The 17,570-nt window shown below is 56.7% G+C and carries 29 protein-coding genes; 1 reads left to right on the forward strand and 28 read right to left on the reverse strand.

Features of this window, described 5'->3' with window-relative positions; genetic code table 11:
- Positions 1–25: 25 nt before the first annotated feature.
- The 22 genes from ACR0IP_RS22505 to rplB all read right to left on the reverse strand — a co-directional run bounded on the left by ACR0IP_RS22505 (position 26) and on the right by rplB (position 12,801).
- Positions 26–433 carry a universal stress protein gene (locus tag ACR0IP_RS22505; protein ID WP_170662747.1) on the reverse strand — a complete coding sequence of 136 codons (408 nt, stop codon included), beginning with the start codon at positions 431–433 and terminating at the stop codon, positions 26–28.
- A 100-nt stretch (positions 434–533) separates the two neighbouring features.
- Positions 534–1,841 (reverse strand): histidinol dehydrogenase, encoded by a 1,308-nt coding sequence (gene hisD, locus ACR0IP_RS22510; protein ID WP_170693129.1) that lies wholly within the window; start codon positions 1,839–1,841, stop codon positions 534–536.
- A gap of 325 nt (positions 1,842–2,166) precedes the next feature.
- Positions 2,167–2,355, reverse strand: a complete 189-nt coding sequence (rpmD, locus tag ACR0IP_RS22515) for a 50S ribosomal protein L30 (protein WP_074736195.1) — start codon at positions 2,353–2,355, stop codon at positions 2,167–2,169.
- A gap of 13 nt (positions 2,356–2,368) precedes the next feature.
- Positions 2,369–2,932, reverse strand: coding sequence for a 30S ribosomal protein S5 (rpsE, locus tag ACR0IP_RS22520; protein ID WP_170356677.1), 564 nt, complete (start codon positions 2,930–2,932; stop codon positions 2,369–2,371).
- Positions 2,933–3,048: 116 nt separating this feature from the next.
- Complete coding sequence (gene rplR, locus ACR0IP_RS22525; RefSeq protein WP_039523386.1) at positions 3,049–3,408, reverse strand: 50S ribosomal protein L18; 360 nt, start codon at positions 3,406–3,408, stop codon at positions 3,049–3,051.
- Positions 3,409–3,419: 11 nt separating this feature from the next.
- Positions 3,420–3,953 carry a 50S ribosomal protein L6 gene (gene rplF / locus ACR0IP_RS22530; protein WP_170373361.1) on the reverse strand — a complete coding sequence of 178 codons (534 nt, stop codon included), beginning with the start codon at positions 3,951–3,953 and terminating at the stop codon, positions 3,420–3,422.
- Between the two features lie 11 nt (positions 3,954–3,964).
- Positions 3,965–4,357 (reverse strand): 30S ribosomal protein S8, encoded by a 393-nt coding sequence (gene rpsH, locus ACR0IP_RS22535; RefSeq protein ID WP_170373360.1) that lies wholly within the window; start codon positions 4,355–4,357, stop codon positions 3,965–3,967.
- Between the two features lie 13 nt (positions 4,358–4,370).
- Complete coding sequence (gene rpsN, locus ACR0IP_RS22540) at positions 4,371–4,676, reverse strand: 30S ribosomal protein S14 (RefSeq protein WP_480528086.1); 306 nt, start codon at positions 4,674–4,676, stop codon at positions 4,371–4,373.
- Between the two features lie 19 nt (positions 4,677–4,695).
- The gene (rplE, locus tag ACR0IP_RS22545; RefSeq protein WP_170356680.1) at positions 4,696–5,256 is read right to left on the reverse strand and encodes a 50S ribosomal protein L5; all 561 of its coding nucleotides are present in this window, start codon (positions 5,254–5,256) and stop codon (positions 4,696–4,698) included.
- A complete protein-coding gene (gene rplX / locus ACR0IP_RS22550) occupies positions 5,249–5,560 on the reverse strand; it encodes a 50S ribosomal protein L24 (RefSeq protein WP_068340764.1) in 312 nt (103 codons plus the stop codon). The genes rplE and rplX overlap by 8 nt, the downstream gene beginning before the upstream one ends.
- 2 nt (positions 5,561–5,562) lie before the next feature.
- Positions 5,563–5,931, reverse strand: coding sequence for a 50S ribosomal protein L14 (rplN, locus tag ACR0IP_RS22555; protein ID WP_008757934.1), 369 nt, complete (start codon positions 5,929–5,931; stop codon positions 5,563–5,565).
- A 76-nt stretch (positions 5,932–6,007) separates the two neighbouring features.
- Positions 6,008–6,238, reverse strand: coding sequence for a 30S ribosomal protein S17 (gene rpsQ / locus ACR0IP_RS22560; protein ID WP_152459158.1), 231 nt, complete (start codon positions 6,236–6,238; stop codon positions 6,008–6,010).
- 4 nt (positions 6,239–6,242) lie between these two features.
- Complete coding sequence (rpmC, locus tag ACR0IP_RS22565; protein ID WP_010437082.1) at positions 6,243–6,449, reverse strand: 50S ribosomal protein L29; 207 nt, start codon at positions 6,447–6,449, stop codon at positions 6,243–6,245.
- A gap of 216 nt (positions 6,450–6,665) precedes the next feature.
- Positions 6,666–7,274 (reverse strand): Rossmann-fold NAD(P)-binding domain-containing protein, encoded by a 609-nt coding sequence (locus ACR0IP_RS22570; protein WP_170693131.1) that lies wholly within the window; start codon positions 7,272–7,274, stop codon positions 6,666–6,668.
- A gap of 15 nt (positions 7,275–7,289) precedes the next feature.
- Positions 7,290–7,910, reverse strand: a complete 621-nt coding sequence (locus ACR0IP_RS22575) for a 2OG-Fe(II) oxygenase family protein (protein WP_170380524.1) — start codon at positions 7,908–7,910, stop codon at positions 7,290–7,292.
- An 88-nt stretch (positions 7,911–7,998) separates the two neighbouring features.
- On the reverse strand, positions 7,999–9,366 hold the full coding sequence (locus ACR0IP_RS22580; protein ID WP_170380523.1) for an ArsB/NhaD family transporter: 1,368 nt from the start codon (positions 9,364–9,366) through the stop codon (positions 7,999–8,001).
- Positions 9,367–9,389: 23 nt separating this feature from the next.
- Positions 9,390–9,854 carry a CBS domain-containing protein gene (locus ACR0IP_RS22585; protein ID WP_480528087.1) on the reverse strand — a complete coding sequence of 155 codons (465 nt, stop codon included), beginning with the start codon at positions 9,852–9,854 and terminating at the stop codon, positions 9,390–9,392.
- 302 nt (positions 9,855–10,156) lie between these two features.
- Positions 10,157–10,570, reverse strand: a complete 414-nt coding sequence (gene rplP / locus ACR0IP_RS22590) for a 50S ribosomal protein L16 (RefSeq protein WP_058283513.1) — start codon at positions 10,568–10,570, stop codon at positions 10,157–10,159.
- 12 nt (positions 10,571–10,582) lie between these two features.
- Complete coding sequence (rpsC, locus tag ACR0IP_RS22595) at positions 10,583–11,293, reverse strand: 30S ribosomal protein S3 (RefSeq protein WP_008758042.1); 711 nt, start codon at positions 11,291–11,293, stop codon at positions 10,583–10,585.
- Entirely contained in the window at positions 11,293–11,673 is a 381-nt protein-coding gene (rplV, locus tag ACR0IP_RS22600) for a 50S ribosomal protein L22 (RefSeq protein ID WP_039538267.1), read from the reverse strand. The genes rpsC and rplV overlap by 1 nt, the downstream gene beginning before the upstream one ends.
- A gap of 3 nt (positions 11,674–11,676) precedes the next feature.
- Positions 11,677–11,955 carry a 30S ribosomal protein S19 gene (rpsS, locus tag ACR0IP_RS22605; protein WP_005980699.1) on the reverse strand — a complete coding sequence of 93 codons (279 nt, stop codon included), beginning with the start codon at positions 11,953–11,955 and terminating at the stop codon, positions 11,677–11,679.
- 3 nt (positions 11,956–11,958) lie between these two features.
- On the reverse strand, positions 11,959–12,801 hold the full coding sequence (gene rplB, locus ACR0IP_RS22610) for a 50S ribosomal protein L2 (RefSeq protein ID WP_120633917.1): 843 nt from the start codon (positions 12,799–12,801) through the stop codon (positions 11,959–11,961).
- Between the two features lie 814 nt (positions 12,802–13,615).
- Between rplB and ACR0IP_RS22615 the strand changes: the two genes are divergently transcribed.
- Entirely contained in the window at positions 13,616–13,987 is a 372-nt protein-coding gene (locus ACR0IP_RS22615; protein WP_480528088.1) for a hypothetical protein, read from the forward strand.
- A gap of 118 nt (positions 13,988–14,105) precedes the next feature.
- Here the strand turns inward: ACR0IP_RS22615 and ACR0IP_RS22620 are convergent, their stop codons facing one another.
- The 6 genes from ACR0IP_RS22620 to ACR0IP_RS22645 all read right to left on the reverse strand — a co-directional run bounded on the left by ACR0IP_RS22620 (position 14,106) and on the right by ACR0IP_RS22645 (position 17,258).
- Complete coding sequence (locus ACR0IP_RS22620; RefSeq protein WP_480528089.1) at positions 14,106–14,738, reverse strand: hypothetical protein; 633 nt, start codon at positions 14,736–14,738, stop codon at positions 14,106–14,108.
- Complete coding sequence (locus tag ACR0IP_RS22625) at positions 14,735–15,031, reverse strand: 50S ribosomal protein L23 (RefSeq protein WP_480528090.1); 297 nt, start codon at positions 15,029–15,031, stop codon at positions 14,735–14,737. The genes ACR0IP_RS22620 and ACR0IP_RS22625 overlap by 4 nt, the downstream gene beginning before the upstream one ends.
- Complete coding sequence (gene rplD, locus ACR0IP_RS22630; protein ID WP_008756644.1) at positions 15,028–15,645, reverse strand: 50S ribosomal protein L4; 618 nt, start codon at positions 15,643–15,645, stop codon at positions 15,028–15,030. Before rplD ends, ACR0IP_RS22625 begins: the two co-directional genes overlap by 4 nt.
- Positions 15,642–16,367, reverse strand: coding sequence for a 50S ribosomal protein L3 (gene rplC / locus ACR0IP_RS22635; protein WP_170463487.1), 726 nt, complete (start codon positions 16,365–16,367; stop codon positions 15,642–15,644). The genes rplD and rplC overlap by 4 nt, the downstream gene beginning before the upstream one ends.
- A gap of 18 nt (positions 16,368–16,385) precedes the next feature.
- Entirely contained in the window at positions 16,386–16,700 is a 315-nt protein-coding gene (rpsJ, locus tag ACR0IP_RS22640; RefSeq protein ID WP_008756422.1) for a 30S ribosomal protein S10, read from the reverse strand.
- A 378-nt stretch (positions 16,701–17,078) separates the two neighbouring features.
- Positions 17,079–17,258 (reverse strand): hypothetical protein, encoded by a 180-nt coding sequence (locus ACR0IP_RS22645; protein ID WP_480528091.1) that lies wholly within the window; start codon positions 17,256–17,258, stop codon positions 17,079–17,081.
- Between the last annotated feature and the right edge of the window lie 312 nt (positions 17,259–17,570).

A 17,570-nucleotide genomic window follows, 5' to 3' on the forward strand; every position in this document is an offset into this window, starting at 1 on the left:
CGCCCAAGGGCGTGATTGACGGTTATCACCTACGGTACACATGCACCGCGCAAGGGGCATGACGCACAACGCGCGACGCGGTTGAGCCCAGGAAATAGTCGCTGAGATCGGGCTTGTGAGACCCGATGACGATGCAATCGACACCGTTCTCCGCCGCATAATCTATGATCGTGCGCGCCGTGTGGCCCTTCACGAGTTCGGAACTCACCCCATCCAGCCCTTCGACTTTGCGCGACAGTTCCAGTCGGGCGCGGCGATATCCTTCTGCCACCAGATCCTTGTCCAGAAACGCACTGACCGAGCCCTGCGGCATTTCGTAAACATGCAAAGCAATGATCTCTCCGCCGCCCTGAGACAAGGCACGCGCCACTTCCAGAGTGTGTTGCGAGATATCGTGATCCAGCGCCATTGGAACGAGAACTTTCTTGTACATGTCAAACTCCTTTCGACCCGGTCGGCCCTATCAAGCCAAGGATAGTACCCAGTGCGGTATCAAGGCCAGAGAACAGTTTGGCAGGTGGTGGTTGGACCGATCATCCTTCGGCACGCAGATCAAATTCCTCATCCGGGAAATACTTGGCGAGGCGCACATCGGCCGCCCGTGCATGTCCCTCCATCCCTTCCACGCGCGAAATCCGGGCAGTGGCCAGGGCGATGGGTTTTGAGCCTTCCCGAGTCGCCCGCTGCCATGTCACGATCTTCATGTATTTGTGGACGCTCAGCCCGCCCGTGTAGCTGGCCGCCCCCGAGGTCGGCAGAACGTGGTTGGTACCCGTTGCCTTGTCCCCATAGGATACAGTGGTCTCTTCCCCCAGAAACAAAGAGCCATAGCAGGTCAGGCGATCCAGCCACCATTCCAGATCCTCGGCCTGAACGGTCAGGTGTTCCGGCGCGTATTCGTCAGAACAAGCGGCCATCTCTTCGCGATCCGAACAAACGATGACCTCGGCATAGTCGCGCCATGCAGCAGCCGCGTTTTCTCGGTTCAGGTCAGGAAGATCTGCAATCAACTCGGGCACCAGTGTCATGACATTCTGCGCAAGCGCTCGGTCATCTGTCACCAGCCAGACAGGAGAGTTATACCCGTGTTCCGCCTGACTCACGAGATCGGTGGCCACAACAAGCGGGTCCGCACTGCTGTCGGCGAGGACCAGACTGTCGGTTGGTCCGGCGATCATGTCGATGCCAACCTCACCGTAGAGGATGCGCTTGGCCTCGGCCACGAACTGGTTCCCGGGCCCTACAAGGATGTTCGCGCGCGGCAGGCCGAACAGGCCGTATCGCATCGCGGCGACACCCTGCACCCCTCCCATTGCCAGAATACTGTCGGCCCCACAGATATGGGCCGCATAGACTACCGCTGGCGCAACGCCCTCATCCGGTTTCGGAGGGGAGCACGCGATGATGTGGCGGCATCCGGCCACTTTGGCGGTTGTCACGGTCATGATCGCACTGGCGATATGGCTGTACCGGCCGCCGGGCACATAGCAGCCCGCCGCATCCACGGGGATCGCCTTTTGGCCAGCGATCACTCCGGGCACGATCTCGGTCTGGACGTCGGCCATCGTGGCCTTCTGTGCCTCGGCAAAATGGCGGACGTTGTTATGGGCGAAACGGATATCCGCCTTAAGCTTTTCAGGCACAAGCGTAATGGCGGCGTCAATCTCGTCCTGCGTCATCAGAACGTTGCCGTCGAACCTGTCGAACTTGGCTGCATATTCCAGTGCCTTCGCGTCGCCGCCGGCTTCAATCTCGGCCAGGATGGTCTTGACCGTATCGTGAACCTCGGGCGCATCAGATTGCGCCGTCAGCATCGCCTTTTTGAGATAGTCGCGCGCCATAGTCAGCCCCTGCTCCCGGTTCTTGCCCGGCCACTCTGTCAGAGGCGAAATCGCCTTTGCAAGCGTTTGTGGAGCCTCAGACGAAACTCTTTTCGATCTTCTAACCCCATTTAAGAAAAGACAAATTTTGGGATTGGGAAAGCTGAAACTCGGCCTCGCAAGACGACCTCGGCGCCGTTGTTGCCTACGGATTCAGCGGGACCTACGACCCTCTTCAAGGCGTGAGGTAAGCGGTCGAACTAGGCGATTCGCAGATTCACTTGAGCAAAAGAAAACGCCCCTGACGAAGGTCAGAGGCGGTTCCAAAAGTATTTTCAGAGGGCGGTTAGCCGCGCTCTTCGATGATTTCAACCAGATGCGGGATCTTGTTGACCATGCCGCGAACCGAAGGCGTATCCTCCAGCTCACGGGTGCGGTGCATCTTGTTCAGGCCCAGACCGATCAGGGTTGCGCGCTGTTCGGCGGGGCGACGGATCGGAGAACCGATCTGCTTGACGACGATGGTTTTTGCCATTGCTCGCTACTCCTTACGCTTCGGCTTCAGCCGGTGCTTCGTCCCGCTTGGGCAGGATGTCGGCAACTTTTTTACCACGACGTGCGGCAACCGAACGCGGGCTCTGCTCTTTCTGCAGGCCGTTGATGGTGGCGCGGATCATGTTGTACGGGTTCTGCGAGCCCAGCGACTTGGAAACAACGTCCTTGACGCCCAGCATTTCGAACACGGCACGCATCGGACCACCGGCGATGATACCAGTACCTTCAGGTGCGGTGCGCATAACCACTTTACCAGCGCCGTGACGGCCCTCGATGTCGTGGTGCAGGGTACGACCTTCGCGCAGTTGCACGCGGATCATCTGACGCTTGGCTTGCTCAGTCGCCTTACGGATGGCTTCAGGTACTTCTTTCGCTTTACCTTTACCAAAGCCGACGCGGCCTTTCTGATCGCCGACAACCACCAGAGCGGCGAAGCCAAAGCGCTTACCACCTTTTACGGTTTTCGACACGCGGTTGATTGCGACCAGACGATCTGCAAATTCCGGTGCTTCTTCACGGTCGCGGCCACGGCCCCGACGGTTTTCACGTTCTGCCATTTGGCATCCCTTTTCTCATGTGGCGCTTTCGGCGCCGTTTTCTTCAATCCAAGTGAGCCCCGACTGTCGCCGAGGCCCCCGGATCATCGGGGCGGATCGAAAGCCGCCCGCAAGTCTTAGATCTTCAGACCACCTTCACGCGCGGCGTCGGCAACTGCTTTCACCTTGCCGTGGAACAGGAAGCCACCACGATCGAAATAGGCCTCTTCGACGCCTGCCTTCTTGGCACGCTCGGCGATGGCCGCGCCCACTTTGGTGGCCGCTTCGACGTTGTTCTTGCCAACAACACCCAGATCTTTTTCCAGGGTCGAGGCCGATGCCAGGGTCACGCCACGAACGTCGTCGATCAGCTGAACGCTGATGTTCTTGTTCGAACGGTGAACCGACAGGCGTACACGGCCGGCGTTGACTTTGCGAAGTTTGTTCCGAACGCGCAGGCGGCGCTTCAGAAACAGGGTTCTTTTGCTGTTTGCCATTGTTTGCGTCCTTACTTCTTCTTGCCTTCCTTGCGGAAGATGAACTCGCCCTTGTAACGGATGCCCTTGCCTTTGTACGGCTCGGGACGGCGCCATTCGCGGATTTTGGCCGCGACTTCGCCCACCTGCTGCTGGTCGATACCTTCCACAACGATCTCGGTCTGCTTCGGCGCGGTGATGGTGACACCTTCCGGAGCAGTGAAATCAACATCGTGGCTGTAGCCCAGGTTCAGCTTCAGGGTGTTGCCCTGCATCTGAGCCCGGTAACCAACACCCTGGATCTCCAGCTCTTTTTTGAAGCCTTCGGTCACACCGGTTACCAGGTTGGCAACCATGGTGCGGCTCATGCCCCACTGCTGGCGGGCACGCTTGGACATGCCACGGGGGTCGATCTTGACCACGTTGTCTTCAACCGACAGCGTCACGTCGTCGGTGGCGGTGAAGCTGCGGGTGCCTTTCGGACCTTTGACTTCGATGGTCTGACCCGACACAGAGGCGGTAACGCCGCTGGGCAGCTCGACCGGTTTTTTACCAATACGAGACATTGCAGACCTCCTTAGAAGACGGTGCAGAGCACTTCGCCGCCAACATTGTTGGAGCGAGCGTTTGCGTCCGACATCACACCTTTCGGAGTGCTGACAATCGACACGCCCAGACCCTGACGGACCTGCGGGATGTCATTGACGCCCATGTAGACGCGACGACCGGGTTTCGAAACCCGCTTCAGCTCGCGAATAACAGGGGTGCCTTCGTAGTACTTCAGGCTGATTTCGATGGCCGGATGACCGTTTGCACCGGTCGTCTTTTCATAGCCACGGATGTAGCCTTCGTCCGCCAGCACGTCCAGAACCCAACCGCGCAGCTTGGAAGCCGGGGTGGAAACGGTGGACTTGCCGCGCATTTGCGCGTTGCGGATACGGGTGAGCATATCGCCGATAGGATCATTCATATCTATGTCTCCCTTACCAGCTCGATTTCACCATGCCGGGGATCTGACCAGCAGAACCCAGCTCGCGCAGCGCGATACGGCTGACCTTCAGCTTACGGTAGTAAGCGTGGGGACGACCGGTCAGCTGACAACGGTTGTGCAGACGGGTAGCCGAGCTGTTGCGCGGCAGTTTCGCCAGTTTCAGACGCGCTTTGAAACGCTCTTCCATCGGGCGCCTCTCGTCATTCGCGATTTCTTTCAGCTCGGCACGCTTTGCGGCATATTTGGCCACCAGGCGTTCGCGCTTCTTTTCGCGTTCGATCATTGCTTTTTTAGCCATGTCTCAATCCTCCCGGCGCTTACGCGTTGAACGGCATGTTGAATGCTTTCAACAGGCTCTTCGCTTCAGCGTCGGTTTTCGCTGTGGTGGCAATTACGATATCCAGGCCCCAGACCTCGTCGACCTTGTCGAAGTCGATTTCCGGGAACACGATGTGCTCTTTCATGCCCATGGCAAAGTTGCCCTGACCATCGAAAGACGGCTTAACACCGCGGAAGTCACGAACGCGCGGCAGCGCGATGGTGATCAGGCGATCCAGGAATTCGTACATCCGGTCACCGCGCAGGGTCACTTTCGCGCCCAGCGGCATGTCTTCACGGACGCGGAAACCCGCGATCGACTTCTTCGCCTTGGTTGCAACGGCCTTTTGACCAGCAATAGCAGTCAGATCTTCGACAGCAGCTTTCGCTTTCTTCGAGTCTTTGACCGCCTCAGCACCACAACCGATGTTCAGAACGATTTTGTCCAGCTTGGGCAGCTGCATGTCGTTCTTGTAGCCGAACTCTTCTTTCAGAGCGGCACGGATGGTTTCAACGTACTGAGCTTTCAGACGCGGGGTGTAGGTTGCGGAATCAAGCATCGATCACGTCCCCTGTGGTCTTCGCGAAGCGAACCTTCTTGTCACCTTCCATGCGGAAGCCAACGCGGGTTGCTTTGCCGTTCTTGTCCAGCAGCGCCAGGTTCGACAGCTCGATCGGGTTTGCCTGAGGCAGGCGACCACCTTGCGAGGTTTGAGACTGACGTGTGTGACGGATGGCAATGTTGATGCCTTCGACAACAGCTTTACCGGCTTTGGGGTCAACCGAGGAAATGGTTCCCTCTTTGCCCTTGTCCTTGCCGGCCAGCACGACGACCTTGTCGCCTTTGCGGAGTTTAGCAGCCATGATTACAGCACCTCCGGAGCCAGCGAGATGATTTTCATGAAGTTCTTGCCGCGCAATTCACGAACAACGGGGCCAAAGATACGGGTACCGACTGGCTCGTTGTTATTGTTCAGGATGACGGCGGCGTTGCGATCGAAACGGATCGCTGTGCCGTCTTCGCGACGGACTTCCTTGGCGGTGCGTACGACGACGGCCTTACGGACGTCACCTTTCTTTACGCGGCCGCGCGGGATGGCTTCCTTCACCGAGACGACAATGATGTCGCCAACGGAGGCGTATTTACGCTTGGAACCACCCAGGACCTTGATGCACTGAACTCGGCGTGCGCCGGAGTTGTCAGCGACATCCAGATTGGTCTGCATCTGGATCATGTGGTTTCTCCCGACCTGTGGGGGCTGGTCTCGTTAGATCCCCCAGGGTTTCGACAAATGGGAAAATCCCAGGGGCTTACGCCTCCAGAACTTCCCAACGTTTCGTCTTCGATTTCGGCGCGCATTCGATGATGCGTACGGTGTCACCGACCTTGAAGGCGTTCTTTTCGTCGTGAGCCCGGTATTTCTTGGACTTACGAACGGTTTTGTGCAGCAGCGGGTGCTTGAAACGGCGCTCAACCGAAACGGTTACGGTTTGCTCGTTGGCGTCGCTGGTGACCACGCCGGACAGGATACGCTTGGGCATAGGATTACTCCTCCGATGCCGCAGCAGCGGCCTTTTCGTTCAGAATGGTTTTGACGCGGGCAGCGTTGCGGCGAGCCGCTTTGATGCCAGCAGTGTTTTCCAGCTGACCGGTTGCCTGTTGAAAGCGCAGGTTAAAGCTTTCTTTCTTCAGGTTGGCCAGTTCCTCGCGGAGCTGGTCCGGGGTCTTGTCACGCAGTTCTTGGGCGTTCATCGCCTTTTTCCTTTGCTCAAAACACCAGAAGGCCCCCTGACAGGGTCACCTTGGACCTGGTGGATGAATGATAGACATGCGAATCCCCCGACTCGGCCGGGGGACTTGCAGGATGCCGCCGTATAAGGGTTTAAGCGGTGGGTGGCAAGAGGAAGTTTTAGGGTGCGAATTGGACAGAAAAACCGTGTCTCACCGACGCCGGGTTGAAGCTGCGGCCTATGAATTGTCGTCTTTGATTTGCAATTGGTGAAAACCGCCGTCCAATACAGGTAAAGAGTCACCAGCAGCCACGCCTCTTCTCAGCACCATTTGCAGCTCAGGGGCATACAACATCCGCTCAGTAAACGCGTGGGAACCCTCGACACTCTCTTTGAGCAAGACATCCCAAACTCGATACTTGCAGGCCCCAACCCTTTCAATCCGGTATCTTTGAAACTCGACCTCAATTGAACCCGACTGGGCATTGTCGGTGTTGGGATAGTCGACGAAGTCTGAGGTCCACTTCTTTTGACTGTCCAGGATATCTAGCGAGTCCAATTTTCGCTCATAACTTCGGAACCATTTTGTGTCGGGCAACCCTTGGGGCGGCAAGATTGGATGGGCAAAATAAACTTCTCGCCGAGTTTCATTTGCCCCCGGTTCGACAGTACTCGCAAGAATACCCCCTGCATGAGAGACGTATTCGATGTCATCCAGATTTTTGCCAGGCTCGCGAACAAGGACAATGCCGGTATCAACGTGTTCTTTACTGGGACATTCCGCGCTAACCGAAGACGCCAGTAGCGCTACTAGAAAAGAACTGCCTAAAAAAAATTTAATCAACATTGAGGGTTTTCGCTCTCATTCCCACTTATAGTTGAAACTGACACTGATCCGATCATCCTCGGCCATATTCATCGGAACTTCGTGGCGCAGCCAACTTTCCCAAAGTAGCACATCCCCCACTTGAGGCTGAACATAAATGAAAGGTTGCAAGTCCCTTCGCCCAAATTTTAGGCGCGTCGGCGCGGCCATCATGCGGCCTGAACGCGGATCCTCCAGCTTCAACGCGCTCGCCCCTTCGGGCATGGCAACGTAGGTCGTGCCCGAAATCACGCTGTGCGGGTGCAAATGGCTGGAGTGCATGCCGCCCTCCGGCAGGATATTGATCCATAGGTCTTCAAGCTTAAGCTCCCCCTCGCCCAGATCGAACTCCAGATCCTTGGCAAAAGCCGCAACGTGCTGATCCAGCGCCTTCACCAGATCGGCGAAGATCGGGAAGCGCCAAGGCAAATCGGTGAGCGAGGCGTAGCTGGTATAGCCGGGATAGCCATTCTCTTCACACCATTCCTGCCCGGCCTCATCATCCTCGGCAATAACAAGGCAGGAGTTTTCCAGCTCGCCCGCGTCGATCTTGGGATCGAACTCGGACAAAGCTGCGCGATAGAGACGGGTAACGAAGAGTGATTCAATCTGTGCCATGCCCCGGCTATATCCCAGCGGAAGCACAAGGGCGAGAGCAGCCGCCTCAGAAAAGCGGCTGCTCGGGTGTGGCCTATCGTTTGGCGCTTTAGTAGAAGTAGCGCAGCCAGAGATAGACGTTGGCGATCATCAGGGTCAGGATCATGATTGGGAACGCCATGAGCGCGAATTTGACAAAGCCAATCGGCTGCTTGGCCTTTTCGGCAAAGGCCGCAACCGTCAGGTTGGCGCTTGCGCCCAGCAAGGTCCCGTTGCCGCCCAGACAGGCGCCCAGAGCCAGCGACCACCACAAAGGCTCGATCGCGTCAGGCCCGCCAAACGTGTCGGCAGTGGACTCGATCAGAGGGATCATCGTCGCCACGAAGGGGATGTTGTCCAGAATGGCCGACAAGATGCCCGAGGCCCAGAAGATGAAGAACGCAGTCCACATCATGTCGCCTTCGGTCAGCTCCAGCACTTTCTCTCCAAAGAACTCAAGCAGGCCGACATGCTCGACACCTGCAACGATGACAAACAGACCGCCGAAGAAGAAGATGGTGATCCACTCAACCTCACCAAAAATGTGGTGAACGGATTCGGACTGCTCTTCTCCGTGCTGGTGCCCGTAGGCCAACAGCATCAGCAGCGCAGCACCGGCCAGCGCCGAGGTGCCGGGCTGGATGCCGTAGCCGTGGCCAAGCGTGAAGCCAAGCAGGGTCAGCGCCAGAACCGACAGAGACTTAATCATCAAGCCGACATCGGTGATCGCTTCGTTTTCATTGAAACGCATGATCTTTTCGCAGGCCGATTTGGGGATGGCAGCCAGCGTGCGGCGGTTCATCAAATAAATTATACCGGTCAACACCACCAGACAGATGGCCGAGATCGGCGCAAGATTGACCACAAAGTCATTGAAGCTAAGGCCCGCAGCCGAGCCGATAATGATGTTCGGCGGGTCACCAATCAGAGTGGCCGTACCGCCCACATTCGAGGCCAGTATCTCGGCAAAGAAGAACGGGTAAACACGCGTCTCGAGCGCGTCTGTGATCAGCAAGGTGATCGGCGCGATCAACAGAACGGTCGTTACGTTGTCGAGCAGAGCCGAGAACACCGCCGTGATCAGCGTCAGCATGATCAGGATGCCGGTTGGATTGGCCTTGACCACCTTTGCGGCCTTGATGGCGACGAATTGGAACAACCCGCATTTGCTGGTGATCCCGACGATCACCATCATGCCAATCAGCAGAGCCAAGGTGTTGGCATCAACGCCCGCGACGGCCTGTTCCTGGTTGATGATGCCGAACAGCACCATCAGCGATGCCCCCAGCATGGCTAGAATGGCGCGGTTTACTTTTTCGGTCACCAGGACGGCATAAACTGCAATCAGGATACCGGTGGCAACCCACAGAGGGTCAATCCCCAACAGCTGAGGAACGGAGAACGCGTGTTCTCCATGCGAAACGGAATGGTCGGTCAATGGTCTGATCCGGTCTTTAGGGGTTAGCTCAGCGCGTGATCAATCAACGAGTTCGGGCTGACAGAGCCGACGAAGTGATTGGTCTCGGGTTCCACGAGGAAAACGTGGCGTTTGAATTTGTGGATCAGGAAAATGCCTTCCATCACCGGCGTGTCTGGTGCGAGAACCGGGATGTTGGCCGGGTTCGACATGTGATCTCCGACCCGCTCTTCGTGCAGGCGCTTGATCTGTTCGCTGATGTCTTCCTTGGTCAAATCCATAAAGCTGAGATGGCTGATTGCAACGCGCGACGTCTCATCGCTGACACCAATACGGGCCGCACGCGGCAGGATCATCTTGATCAGCGTGGGCGCGGTGAAAACGCCTTGGAAGCTACCGTCATCCCCCACCACCGGCAAGAACCGGGCGCGGCTGTCGCGGATGATCTCAAACGCCTTGGCGACTGTGTCATCGGGATGAATTGTCTTCTGTTTTTCAGGGGGGACCATGACGTCCCGGCAAGTAAGGCCCATACGTGTCCTCGGTCTTTCAGCGGGGTTTCAGAGCCAAGGCACAGTTCGTGCTCAAGCCGTATCGGAGGATGATCGACCCAAGCTCTGATTGAGAAGGTATTGCGAGCGCTTCTTTTCACCAGATGAGAGAATATGCCACCCCTGAGCCCCATCTTTTTTGCAATGCCGGTATTGAATCTCGGAATTGGGCGCCTAGCGGGTTTGCGAGAGGCCACAAACGAAAAAGCCCCCACCGATTTCTCGGCGGGGGCAATGCTGTTCGGGTTTCCCCGGACTGATTACCAGTCTTCGCGAACCACGACGCGAGTCTTGATTGGCAGCTTCATCGCGGCCAGGCGCAGGGCCTCACGGGCGATGTCGTCATTGACGCCGTCGATCTCGAACATTACGCGGCCAGGCTTGACCTTGCATGCCCAGCGGTCGACCGAACCTTTACCTTTACCCATACGAACTTCGATCGGCTTTGCAGTGACCGGAGTGTCGGGGAAGATGCGGATCCAGACGCGACCCTGACGCTTCATGTGACGCGTCATGGCACGACGTGCAGCTTCGATCTGGCGTGCAGTTACACGCTCAGGCTCAAGAGCTTTCAGGCCGTAGGTGCCAAAGTTCAGATCAGAGCCGCCCTTGGCGAGACCCTTGATCCGGCCTTTGTGCATCTTGCGGAATTTAGTACGCTTTGGTTGAAGCATATCTTTCCCTCCTTAGCGACGACCGCCACCAGCACCACGAGGTGCAGGGCCGTCCTGGAGTTCCTGTGCTTTACGGTCACGTGCCTGCGGATCGTGCTCCATGATCTCACCTTTGAAGATCCAGACCTTGATCCCGATGATCCCGTAGGGGGTCATCGCTTCGGCATGTGCGTAATCGATGTCGGCACGCAGAGTGTGCAGAGGCACGCGGCCTTCACGGTACCACTCGGTCCGTGCGATTTCGGCGCCGCCCAGACGACCAGCGACGTTCACCCGGATACCCAGGGCGCCCATGCGCATGGCGTTCTGAACCGAGCGCTTCATTGCGCGACGGAACGAAACACGACGTTCCAGCTGCTGAGCGATGGACTCGGCAACCAGCTGCGCGTCAAGCTCGGGCTTGCGCACTTCGACGATGTTCAGGTGCAGTTCGCTGTCGGTCATGCGAGCAAGCTTTTTGCGCAGAACTTCGATGTCTGCACCTTTCTTGCCGATGATGACACCGGGACGTGCTGTGTGGATCGTAACGCGGCACTTCTTGTGCGGACGTTCGATGATCACACGGGCAACACCGGCCTGCTTGCACTCTTTGTTGATGAACTCACGGATCTTGAGGTCTTCCAGCAGAAGATCACCGTAGTCCTTGGTGTCGGCGTACCAGCGGCTGTCCCAGGTGCGGTTGACCTGCAGGCGCATGCCGATCGGATTTACTTTATGACCCATTAGGCTTGCTCCTCAACTTGACGCACCTTGATGGTGATCTCCGAGAACGGCTTCATGATCTTGCCGAAACGGCCACGGGCACGCGGACGACCGCGCTTCATGACCAGGTTCTTGCCAACCCATGCTTCGGCGACGATCAGCTCGTCAACGTCCAGGTTGTGGTTGTTTTCGGCATTCGCGATTGCGGACTGCAGGCACTTCTTAACGTCCTGCGCGACACGCTTGTTGCTGAAAGTCAGGTCGGTCAGAGCCTTCTCGACTTTCTTGCCGCGGATCATTTGCGCAACCAGGTTCAGTTTCTGCGGGCTGGTACGGAGCATGCGCGTTTTCGCCATTGCTTCGTTTTCAGCCACGCGGCGGGGGTTCTTTTCCTTGCCCATGACTTACTTCCGCTTCGCTTTTTTGTCTGCGGCGTGGCCATAATAGGTGCGGGTCGGCGAGTATTCACCGAACTTCTGACCGATCATGTCTTCCGAGACGTTGACGGGAATGTGCTTCTGGCCGTTGTACACACCAAAGGTCAGACCCACGAACTGGGGCAGAATGGTGGAACGACGCGACCAGATTTTGATGACTTCGTTGCGGCCCGACTCGCGCGCTGCTTCGGCTTTTTTCAGCACGTAAGCATCGACGAAAGGACCCTTCCAAACAGAGCGAGACATGGATTAACGTCCCTTCTTCTTGGCGTGCCGCGAGCGGATGATCAGCTTCTGGGACGCTTTGTTCTTGTTGCGGGTACGCTTACCCTTGGTGTCCTTACCCCAAGGCGTAACCGGTGTACGGCCACCCGAGGTACGACCTTCACCACCACCGTGCGGGTGATCGATCGGGTTCATTGCAACACCACGAACCGACGGACGAACGCCCTTGTGGCGCATACGACCGGCTTTACCGAGGTTTTGGTTGCTGTTGTCGGGGTTGGACACGGCACCGATGGTGGCCATGCATTCCTGACGGACCATGCGCAGCTCGCCCGAGCTCAGACGGATCTGAGCGTAGCCGCCATCGCGACCAACGAACTGAGCGTAAGTACCGGCCGCACGTGCGATCTGACCGCCTTTGCCAGGCTTCATCTCGATGTTGTGGACGATGGTACCGATGGGCATGCCCGAGAACGGCATTGCGTTGCCCGGCTTGATGTCGGCCTTGGCGGATGCCACGACTTTGTCACCAACAGCCAGACGCTGCGGAGCCAGGATATATGCCTGCTCGCCGTCTTCGTATTTTACCAGTGCGATGAATGCGGTCCGGTTCGGGTCATATTCGATCCGCTCGACGGTTGCCGCGACATCAAATTTGTTCCGTTTGAAGTCAACGATCCGGTAGAGACGCTTTGCGCCACCGCCGCGGCGGCGTGAAGTGATCCGTCCGGTGTTGTTCCGGCCGCCCGATTTGGTCAAACCCTCAGTGAGAGACTTGACCGGACGTCCTTTCCAAAGCTCCGAACGGTCGATCAGCACCAGCCCGCGCTGGCCCGGCGTCGTCGGCTTGTACGACTTGAGTGCCATGCTTTCTGTCTTCCGTTTAGCAAGTGCAGGGAGTTTCCCCGCTATGTGATAGGCCCCCGTAGGTGCCAAGGGTATAGGGCCCCGAAGGTCCCCGGTTACAAATATCAGAGGCCCCGGAACGAATCCGAGGCCGCAAGATTGGGAGCATGTAACAGGGTTGGGGGTGGGTGTCTATAGGAGAAAGCTGTTTTGAATTTCAGCTTGCTTGGCTTGTGCAATACTCTGAGTAATTTCGGCGAAACCGCCGGAGGCAAATGACAAACTTGATGCTTCAATACTCAATCTCACCTTGATAGGTCGATGAAAGAATTTGTCTCATTACTACAACTTGGCAATTGGAAGGCAAAGAATGTCAGACCCAGAACTTGGTAGGCGATTTTCGCTTAACTACATCTCTCATCCAGAGTTATTGCCAGACAGCAAAAGGATGCGGCGCAGGCTCGGACTCTTATTTTTTCAATACTGCAATGGCAGCCAGCTGAGAGGCGCAATAAATAATGAGCTCGGTGTCGGCTTGTCCTCTCAAGGATGTGCAGCAGAGTACTATTGGCCTGCAGCGATGGCATCCGTTGAACTCAGAGATGTTCTGGACACGGTTACTATAGTTTGCAGTATTTTAGATGAAAGCTACTAAGAGGAAGAACGCAAGGATTTCGTCAGAGAAGTTCAGAGAATCTTCAAGGAAGAGCGTGTTCGCTATTCTGTCGATGAAAAGGGTGGAGTGCACCTGTCAGTAGATGCTGCCTTCGAACAAGCGCGCATTTCTCCCGTTCAAGCTTTAAATTCAAGAAGATATGAGGCCGTAAGAGGTTCAATGATGGATGCCTATACCATGCTAGACCAAGTGCCTCCGGATGGGAAAATGGCATTGAGTCAGATATTCTCCGCCAACGAAGGATTGTTTCGACTTATCTTCCCGAATGCGCATCAACTTGGAAAAAGAGAACTGGAAAAGCACCTTAAGCCAGCAATTGATCAAAGGTACAAAGGTCAGGTACCAGCGATTCATGTCGCTCAAAAACAACTCTCGCAGTACATCGAATGGGCGACGGGTGCTCATTTTTATAGACATGAACCGGGCAGCGAAGAGCCCGTTCCGCCGCCTTTAGAAGTCGCGATTCACTACATTACCGCAGGAACTTCGTGGCTTCGCTGGCTTCAAACATTCGACTCTAAAGGCGGTTAGCACCGCCAATACCAAGATAAGTCCAAACAGCCCGAGCGCCTTGTATTGGCATCATAAAGTGCACTGATCCTCCGTTGTAGCGTCAACCGTGGGGCAGTCGCTGGCGCGACTTGCGATCTTATCCGAGGGACCGCCTGCGGCACAGTGGCTCGGCCTCCACCGCGATCCTCTGCTTGAGCTTGATATGGCCCAAGACCTCGCGAAAAGCGCGGTGTTTGGGTTTGCCTTCCAGATAATCCGCAAGTTTGAGCAGGTTGATTGGGTGTTTCGCAATCAACCCCTCGATCCGCTGCACGGCATCGTCCAACTCATAGTGATCCACGTACTGACAGGCCACCTGCGTCGGCGTCAGCAGGCAGTAATCCTGCGGGCGTTTCTCGGTGTAGCGCGCGATATCGAAAGGTGACGCACCGAGGGCATGGAACTTGGGGATGTGCACGCGCATATCGGCCTCGGCATGCTCCAGCACCGTGCCGGAGGTCTGGCGGAACCCCAACGGGCCAAGCTTGCCGACCACATGCTTGCGCATCGCCGGAGAGATCATGTCCACATCCGCCCGGTCGTATTTCAGATCATCGAAAACCGACAACAGCCCCAGCTTCTCATCGGCAATCTGAAAATAAGGCTCGGCACTGAACGCCCGCATCTGCTCCAGCACCTGCGCTCGCACAGTTTCAGGGTCCGAAACGAAATCGGCCCCGGCGGGTTGAACCGCCGAGGCCGTGAATAGTTGCAGTAAGCGTCGGATCAAAGACCGGTGCTCACGTCGATTGTGTTGCCCTCTTCCAGGGTCACATATGCTTTTTTGACGTCTTTCCGGCGACCCAGCTGGCCGCGGAACCGCTTGATCTTGCCTTTGGTCACGGTGGTGTTCACCGCTTTGACCTTCACACCAAACAGCGCCTCAACGGCCTCTTTGATCTGCGGCTTGTTGCTGTCGATCGCCACTTCAAAGACAACCGCGCCGTTTTCTGACGCCATGGTAGACTTTTCGGTGATGATCGGCTTGCGGATCACGTCGTAGTGTTCTGCCTTCGCGCTCATTTCAGACGAGCCTCCAGTGCTTCGACAGCCGCTTTGGTGAGCACCAGAGTGTCACGCTTGAGGATGTCATAGACGTTTGCGCCCATCGACGGCAGGATATCCAGACCTTCGATGTTTTTGGACGCTTTCAGGAACCCTTCGTTCACGGTCGCGCCGTCGATGACCAGAGCACGTTTCCAGCCCAGGTTTGCAACCTGTTTGGCCAGAGCAGCAGTCTTGCCTTCGGCTTCGGCGTTTTCGATCACAACCAGTTCACCTGCCTTGGCTTTGGCCGACAGAGCGTGGCGCAGGCCAAGCTTGCGGAACTTCTTGGGCAGGTCGTGGCCGTGCGAGCGCACGACGGGGCCTTTGTAGATACCACCACCACGGAAGATCGGCGCGTTGCGGTCACCATGGCGTGCGCCACCGGTGCCCTTCTGGCGATAGATCTTCTTGGTCGAGTAGCTGGTTTCCGAGCGGGTCTTGACCTTGTGGGTGCCGGCCTGTGCGTTGTTGCGCTGCCAACGGACCACGCGGTGCAGGATGTCCGCACGCGGCTCGAGACCGAACAGATCGGCGTTCAGCTCGATGTCGCCGGCTTTGCCGCCGTCCAGTTTGATTACATCAAGTTTCATGCTTCACCACCTTCCGCGGGAGCTTCTTCCGCAGGTGCTTCGGTTGCAGCCGATTTCACAGCAGCCGGGAAAGGCAGGCCTTCCGGTGCTTTCTTCTTCACGGCGTCCTTGACGGTGACCCAGCCCGATTTCGGTCCGGGAACAGCGCCTTTGATGAAGACCAGGTTCCGGTCGGCGTCGGTTTTGACGACTTCCAGGTTCTGGGTGGTTACACGGGCAGCACCCATGTGACCGGCCATCTTCTTGCCTTTGAAAACCTTACCCGGATCCTGACACTGACCGGTCGAACCGTGCGAACGGTGGCTGATCGAAACACCGTGCGAGGCGCGCAGACCACCAAAGTTCCAGCGCTTCATCGCACCGGCAAAGCCTTTACCGATCGAGGTGCCCGAAACGTCAACTTTCTGACCTTCCAGGAAGTGTTCCGCCGAAATCTCGGCGCCCACATCAATCAGGCCATCTTCGGAGACGCGGAACTCGACCAGCTTACGCTTGGGCTCAACCTTGGCAGCGGCATAGTGCCCGCGCATGGCTTTCGAGGTGCGTTTTGCCTTGGCAGCACCGGCGCCCAGCTGAACGGCGGTGTAGCCGTCTTTGTCAGCAGTACGCTGTGCAACAACCTGCAGGTTGTCCAGGTGAAGAACGGTCACAGGGATCTGCTTGCCGTCTTCCATGAACAGGCGGGTCATGCCAACTTTTTTTGCGATAATACCAGAGCGCATAATCTATACCCTCCGATCTTACGACTGCAGCTTGATCTCGACGTCCACACCAGCAGCGAGGTCGAGCTTCATCAGCGCGTCAACGGTCTGGGGGGTCGGATCAACGATGTCGAGCAGACGCTTGTGCGTACGGATCTCGAACTGGTCGCGGGATTTCTTGTCAACGTGAGGGCCACGGAGAACCGTGAACTTCTCAATCTTGTTCGGCAGCGGGATCGGGCCGCGCACGTTCGCGCCGGTCCGCTTGGCAGTGTTGACGATCTCTTGCGTGCTGGCATCCAGAACGCGATAGTCAAATGCCTTCAGCCGAATACGGATGTTTTGGCTTTGCATATTAACAGCCTTTTTTAGGCGTTGAGGTTGAGAGGAGGACAGACGCGCATCGCCAACCCTCTTCGAACCCAAAAGGCGGGAATCACCCCGCCTTGACGTTCTTATTGAGAACTCGCGCGTATTAGTGGGGTTGGTGGGGTTTGGCAAGGGGTTTGTTGGCTTTGTCCCACCTCAAAGAGCGACACGACCCAGCACCAAGAACTGATCTTCTGGACCAACTTCGCAACAAGAACGCGCTAAGGAACTATGGGCGAGGTGTACAGCCTAGACGCGACAATTGAGCATTCAGAGAAAACCGACTTGATCTGGAAGGTTTTCACCCCGCGCTACGGTGAATACGCTGGTTGATGACACAGGTTCTGGACGTGCTTTAGCGCTTCAGATTCTGTTAGGCTGCTCAACAAGCCGGACGTCGAACCGCTTACGCTCGCGGTTAAACTCACTGATATCACAGTCAATTTCCTGGTCGTCGTCACTGAGGATGGCAGCACGCATGTCCTCCAGATCCTTGCTGTGAAGGATTTGCGTTCCATAGTTCAAGAATTCAAAACCTAACATGAGTTCCTCCTGATTACGTCTGCGGCTCGGCCTGCGCACGCCCCGCTTTTTTTGTTTCAGATCACATGTGGGTTTCCTGTCTTTGGGTGAGGTGGACTTTAGATTAAGAAACCTCAATCCGTTTTGCCCTTAACGACGGCGAGCTTTCTAAACGTCATCTCGGTTCGAAAACGTTTAAGCCCACCTCGGAACTGTATGGCTCAAACGAAAAAGGGCGTCCTGAGGGACGCCCTTTCCGTCTGATCATTCGCTTGCGCGACTTATTCAGTGATTTTCGACACAACGCCGGCGCCGACGGTGCGGCCGCCTTCG

It is taken from the genome of Ruegeria sp. AL11, from assembly GCF_056540865.1.

Coding starts and splice junctions, on each gene's coding strand:
- rplP (WP_058283513.1), bottom strand. CDS start 10,570: ATGCTTCAACCAAAGCGTACTAAATTCCGCAAGATGCACAAAGGCCGG.
- rplC (WP_170463487.1), bottom strand. CDS start 16,367: ATGCGCTCTGGTATTATCGCAAAAAAAGTTGGCATGACCCGCCTGTTC.
- rpsE (WP_170356677.1), bottom strand. CDS start 2,932: ATGGCAGAACGTGAAAACCGTCGGGGCCGTGGCCGCGACCGTGAAGAA.
- rplD (WP_008756644.1), bottom strand. CDS start 15,645: ATGAAACTTGATGTAATCAAACTGGACGGCGGCAAAGCCGGCGACATC.
- rplX (WP_068340764.1), bottom strand. CDS start 5,560: ATGGCTGCTAAACTCCGCAAAGGCGACAAGGTCGTCGTGCTGGCCGGC.
- ACR0IP_RS22615 (WP_480528088.1), top strand. CDS start 13,616: ATGATGGATGCCTATACCATGCTAGACCAAGTGCCTCCGGATGGGAAA.
- ACR0IP_RS22585 (WP_480528087.1), bottom strand. CDS start 9,854: ATGGTCCCCCCTGAAAAACAGAAGACAATTCATCCCGATGACACAGTC.
- rpsQ (WP_152459158.1), bottom strand. CDS start 6,238: ATGCCCAAGCGTATCCTGTCCGGCGTGGTCACCAGCGACGCCAACGAG.
- rpsH (WP_170373360.1), bottom strand. CDS start 4,357: ATGAATGATCCTATCGGCGATATGCTCACCCGTATCCGCAACGCGCAA.
- rpmD (WP_074736195.1), bottom strand. CDS start 2,355: ATGGCAAAAACCATCGTCGTCAAGCAGATCGGTTCTCCGATCCGTCGC.
- ACR0IP_RS22645 (WP_480528091.1), bottom strand. CDS start 17,258: ATGTTAGGTTTTGAATTCTTGAACTATGGAACGCAAATCCTTCACAGC.
- rpsC (WP_008758042.1), bottom strand. CDS start 11,293: ATGGGTCATAAAGTAAATCCGATCGGCATGCGCCTGCAGGTCAACCGC.
- rpsJ (WP_008756422.1), bottom strand. CDS start 16,700: ATGCAAAGCCAAAACATCCGTATTCGGCTGAAGGCATTTGACTATCGC.
- ACR0IP_RS22575 (WP_170380524.1), bottom strand. CDS start 7,910: ATGGCACAGATTGAATCACTCTTCGTTACCCGTCTCTATCGCGCAGCT.
- rplN (WP_008757934.1), bottom strand. CDS start 5,931: ATGATCCAGATGCAGACCAATCTGGATGTCGCTGACAACTCCGGCGCA.
- rplR (WP_039523386.1), bottom strand. CDS start 3,408: ATGGCAAACAGCAAAAGAACCCTGTTTCTGAAGCGCCGCCTGCGCGTT.
- rpmC (WP_010437082.1), bottom strand. CDS start 6,449: ATGAACGCCCAAGAACTGCGTGACAAGACCCCGGACCAGCTCCGCGAG.
- rplF (WP_170373361.1), bottom strand. CDS start 3,953: ATGTCTCGTATTGGTAAAAAACCGGTCGAGCTGCCCAGCGGCGTTACC.
- rpsS (WP_005980699.1), bottom strand. CDS start 11,955: ATGTCTCGCTCTGTTTGGAAGGGTCCTTTCGTCGATGCTTACGTGCTG.
- ACR0IP_RS22625 (WP_480528090.1), bottom strand. CDS start 15,031: ATGAGCGCGAAGGCAGAACACTACGACGTGATCCGCAAGCCGATCATC.
- hisD (WP_170693129.1), bottom strand. CDS start 1,841: ATGGCGCGCGACTATCTCAAAAAGGCGATGCTGACGGCGCAATCTGAT.
- rplV (WP_039538267.1), bottom strand. CDS start 11,673: ATGGGCAAGGAAAAGAACCCCCGCCGCGTGGCTGAAAACGAAGCAATG.
- ACR0IP_RS22505 (WP_170662747.1), bottom strand. CDS start 433: ATGTACAAGAAAGTTCTCGTTCCAATGGCGCTGGATCACGATATCTCG.
- ACR0IP_RS22570 (WP_170693131.1), bottom strand. CDS start 7,274: ATGTTGATTAAATTTTTTTTAGGCAGTTCTTTTCTAGTAGCGCTACTG.
- rplB (WP_120633917.1), bottom strand. CDS start 12,801: ATGGCACTCAAGTCGTACAAGCCGACGACGCCGGGCCAGCGCGGGCTG.
- rpsN (WP_480528086.1), bottom strand. CDS start 4,676: ATGGCTAAAAAAGCAATGATCGAACGCGAAAAGAAGCGCGAACGCCTG.
- rplE (WP_170356680.1), bottom strand. CDS start 5,256: ATGCTTGATTCCGCAACCTACACCCCGCGTCTGAAAGCTCAGTACGTT.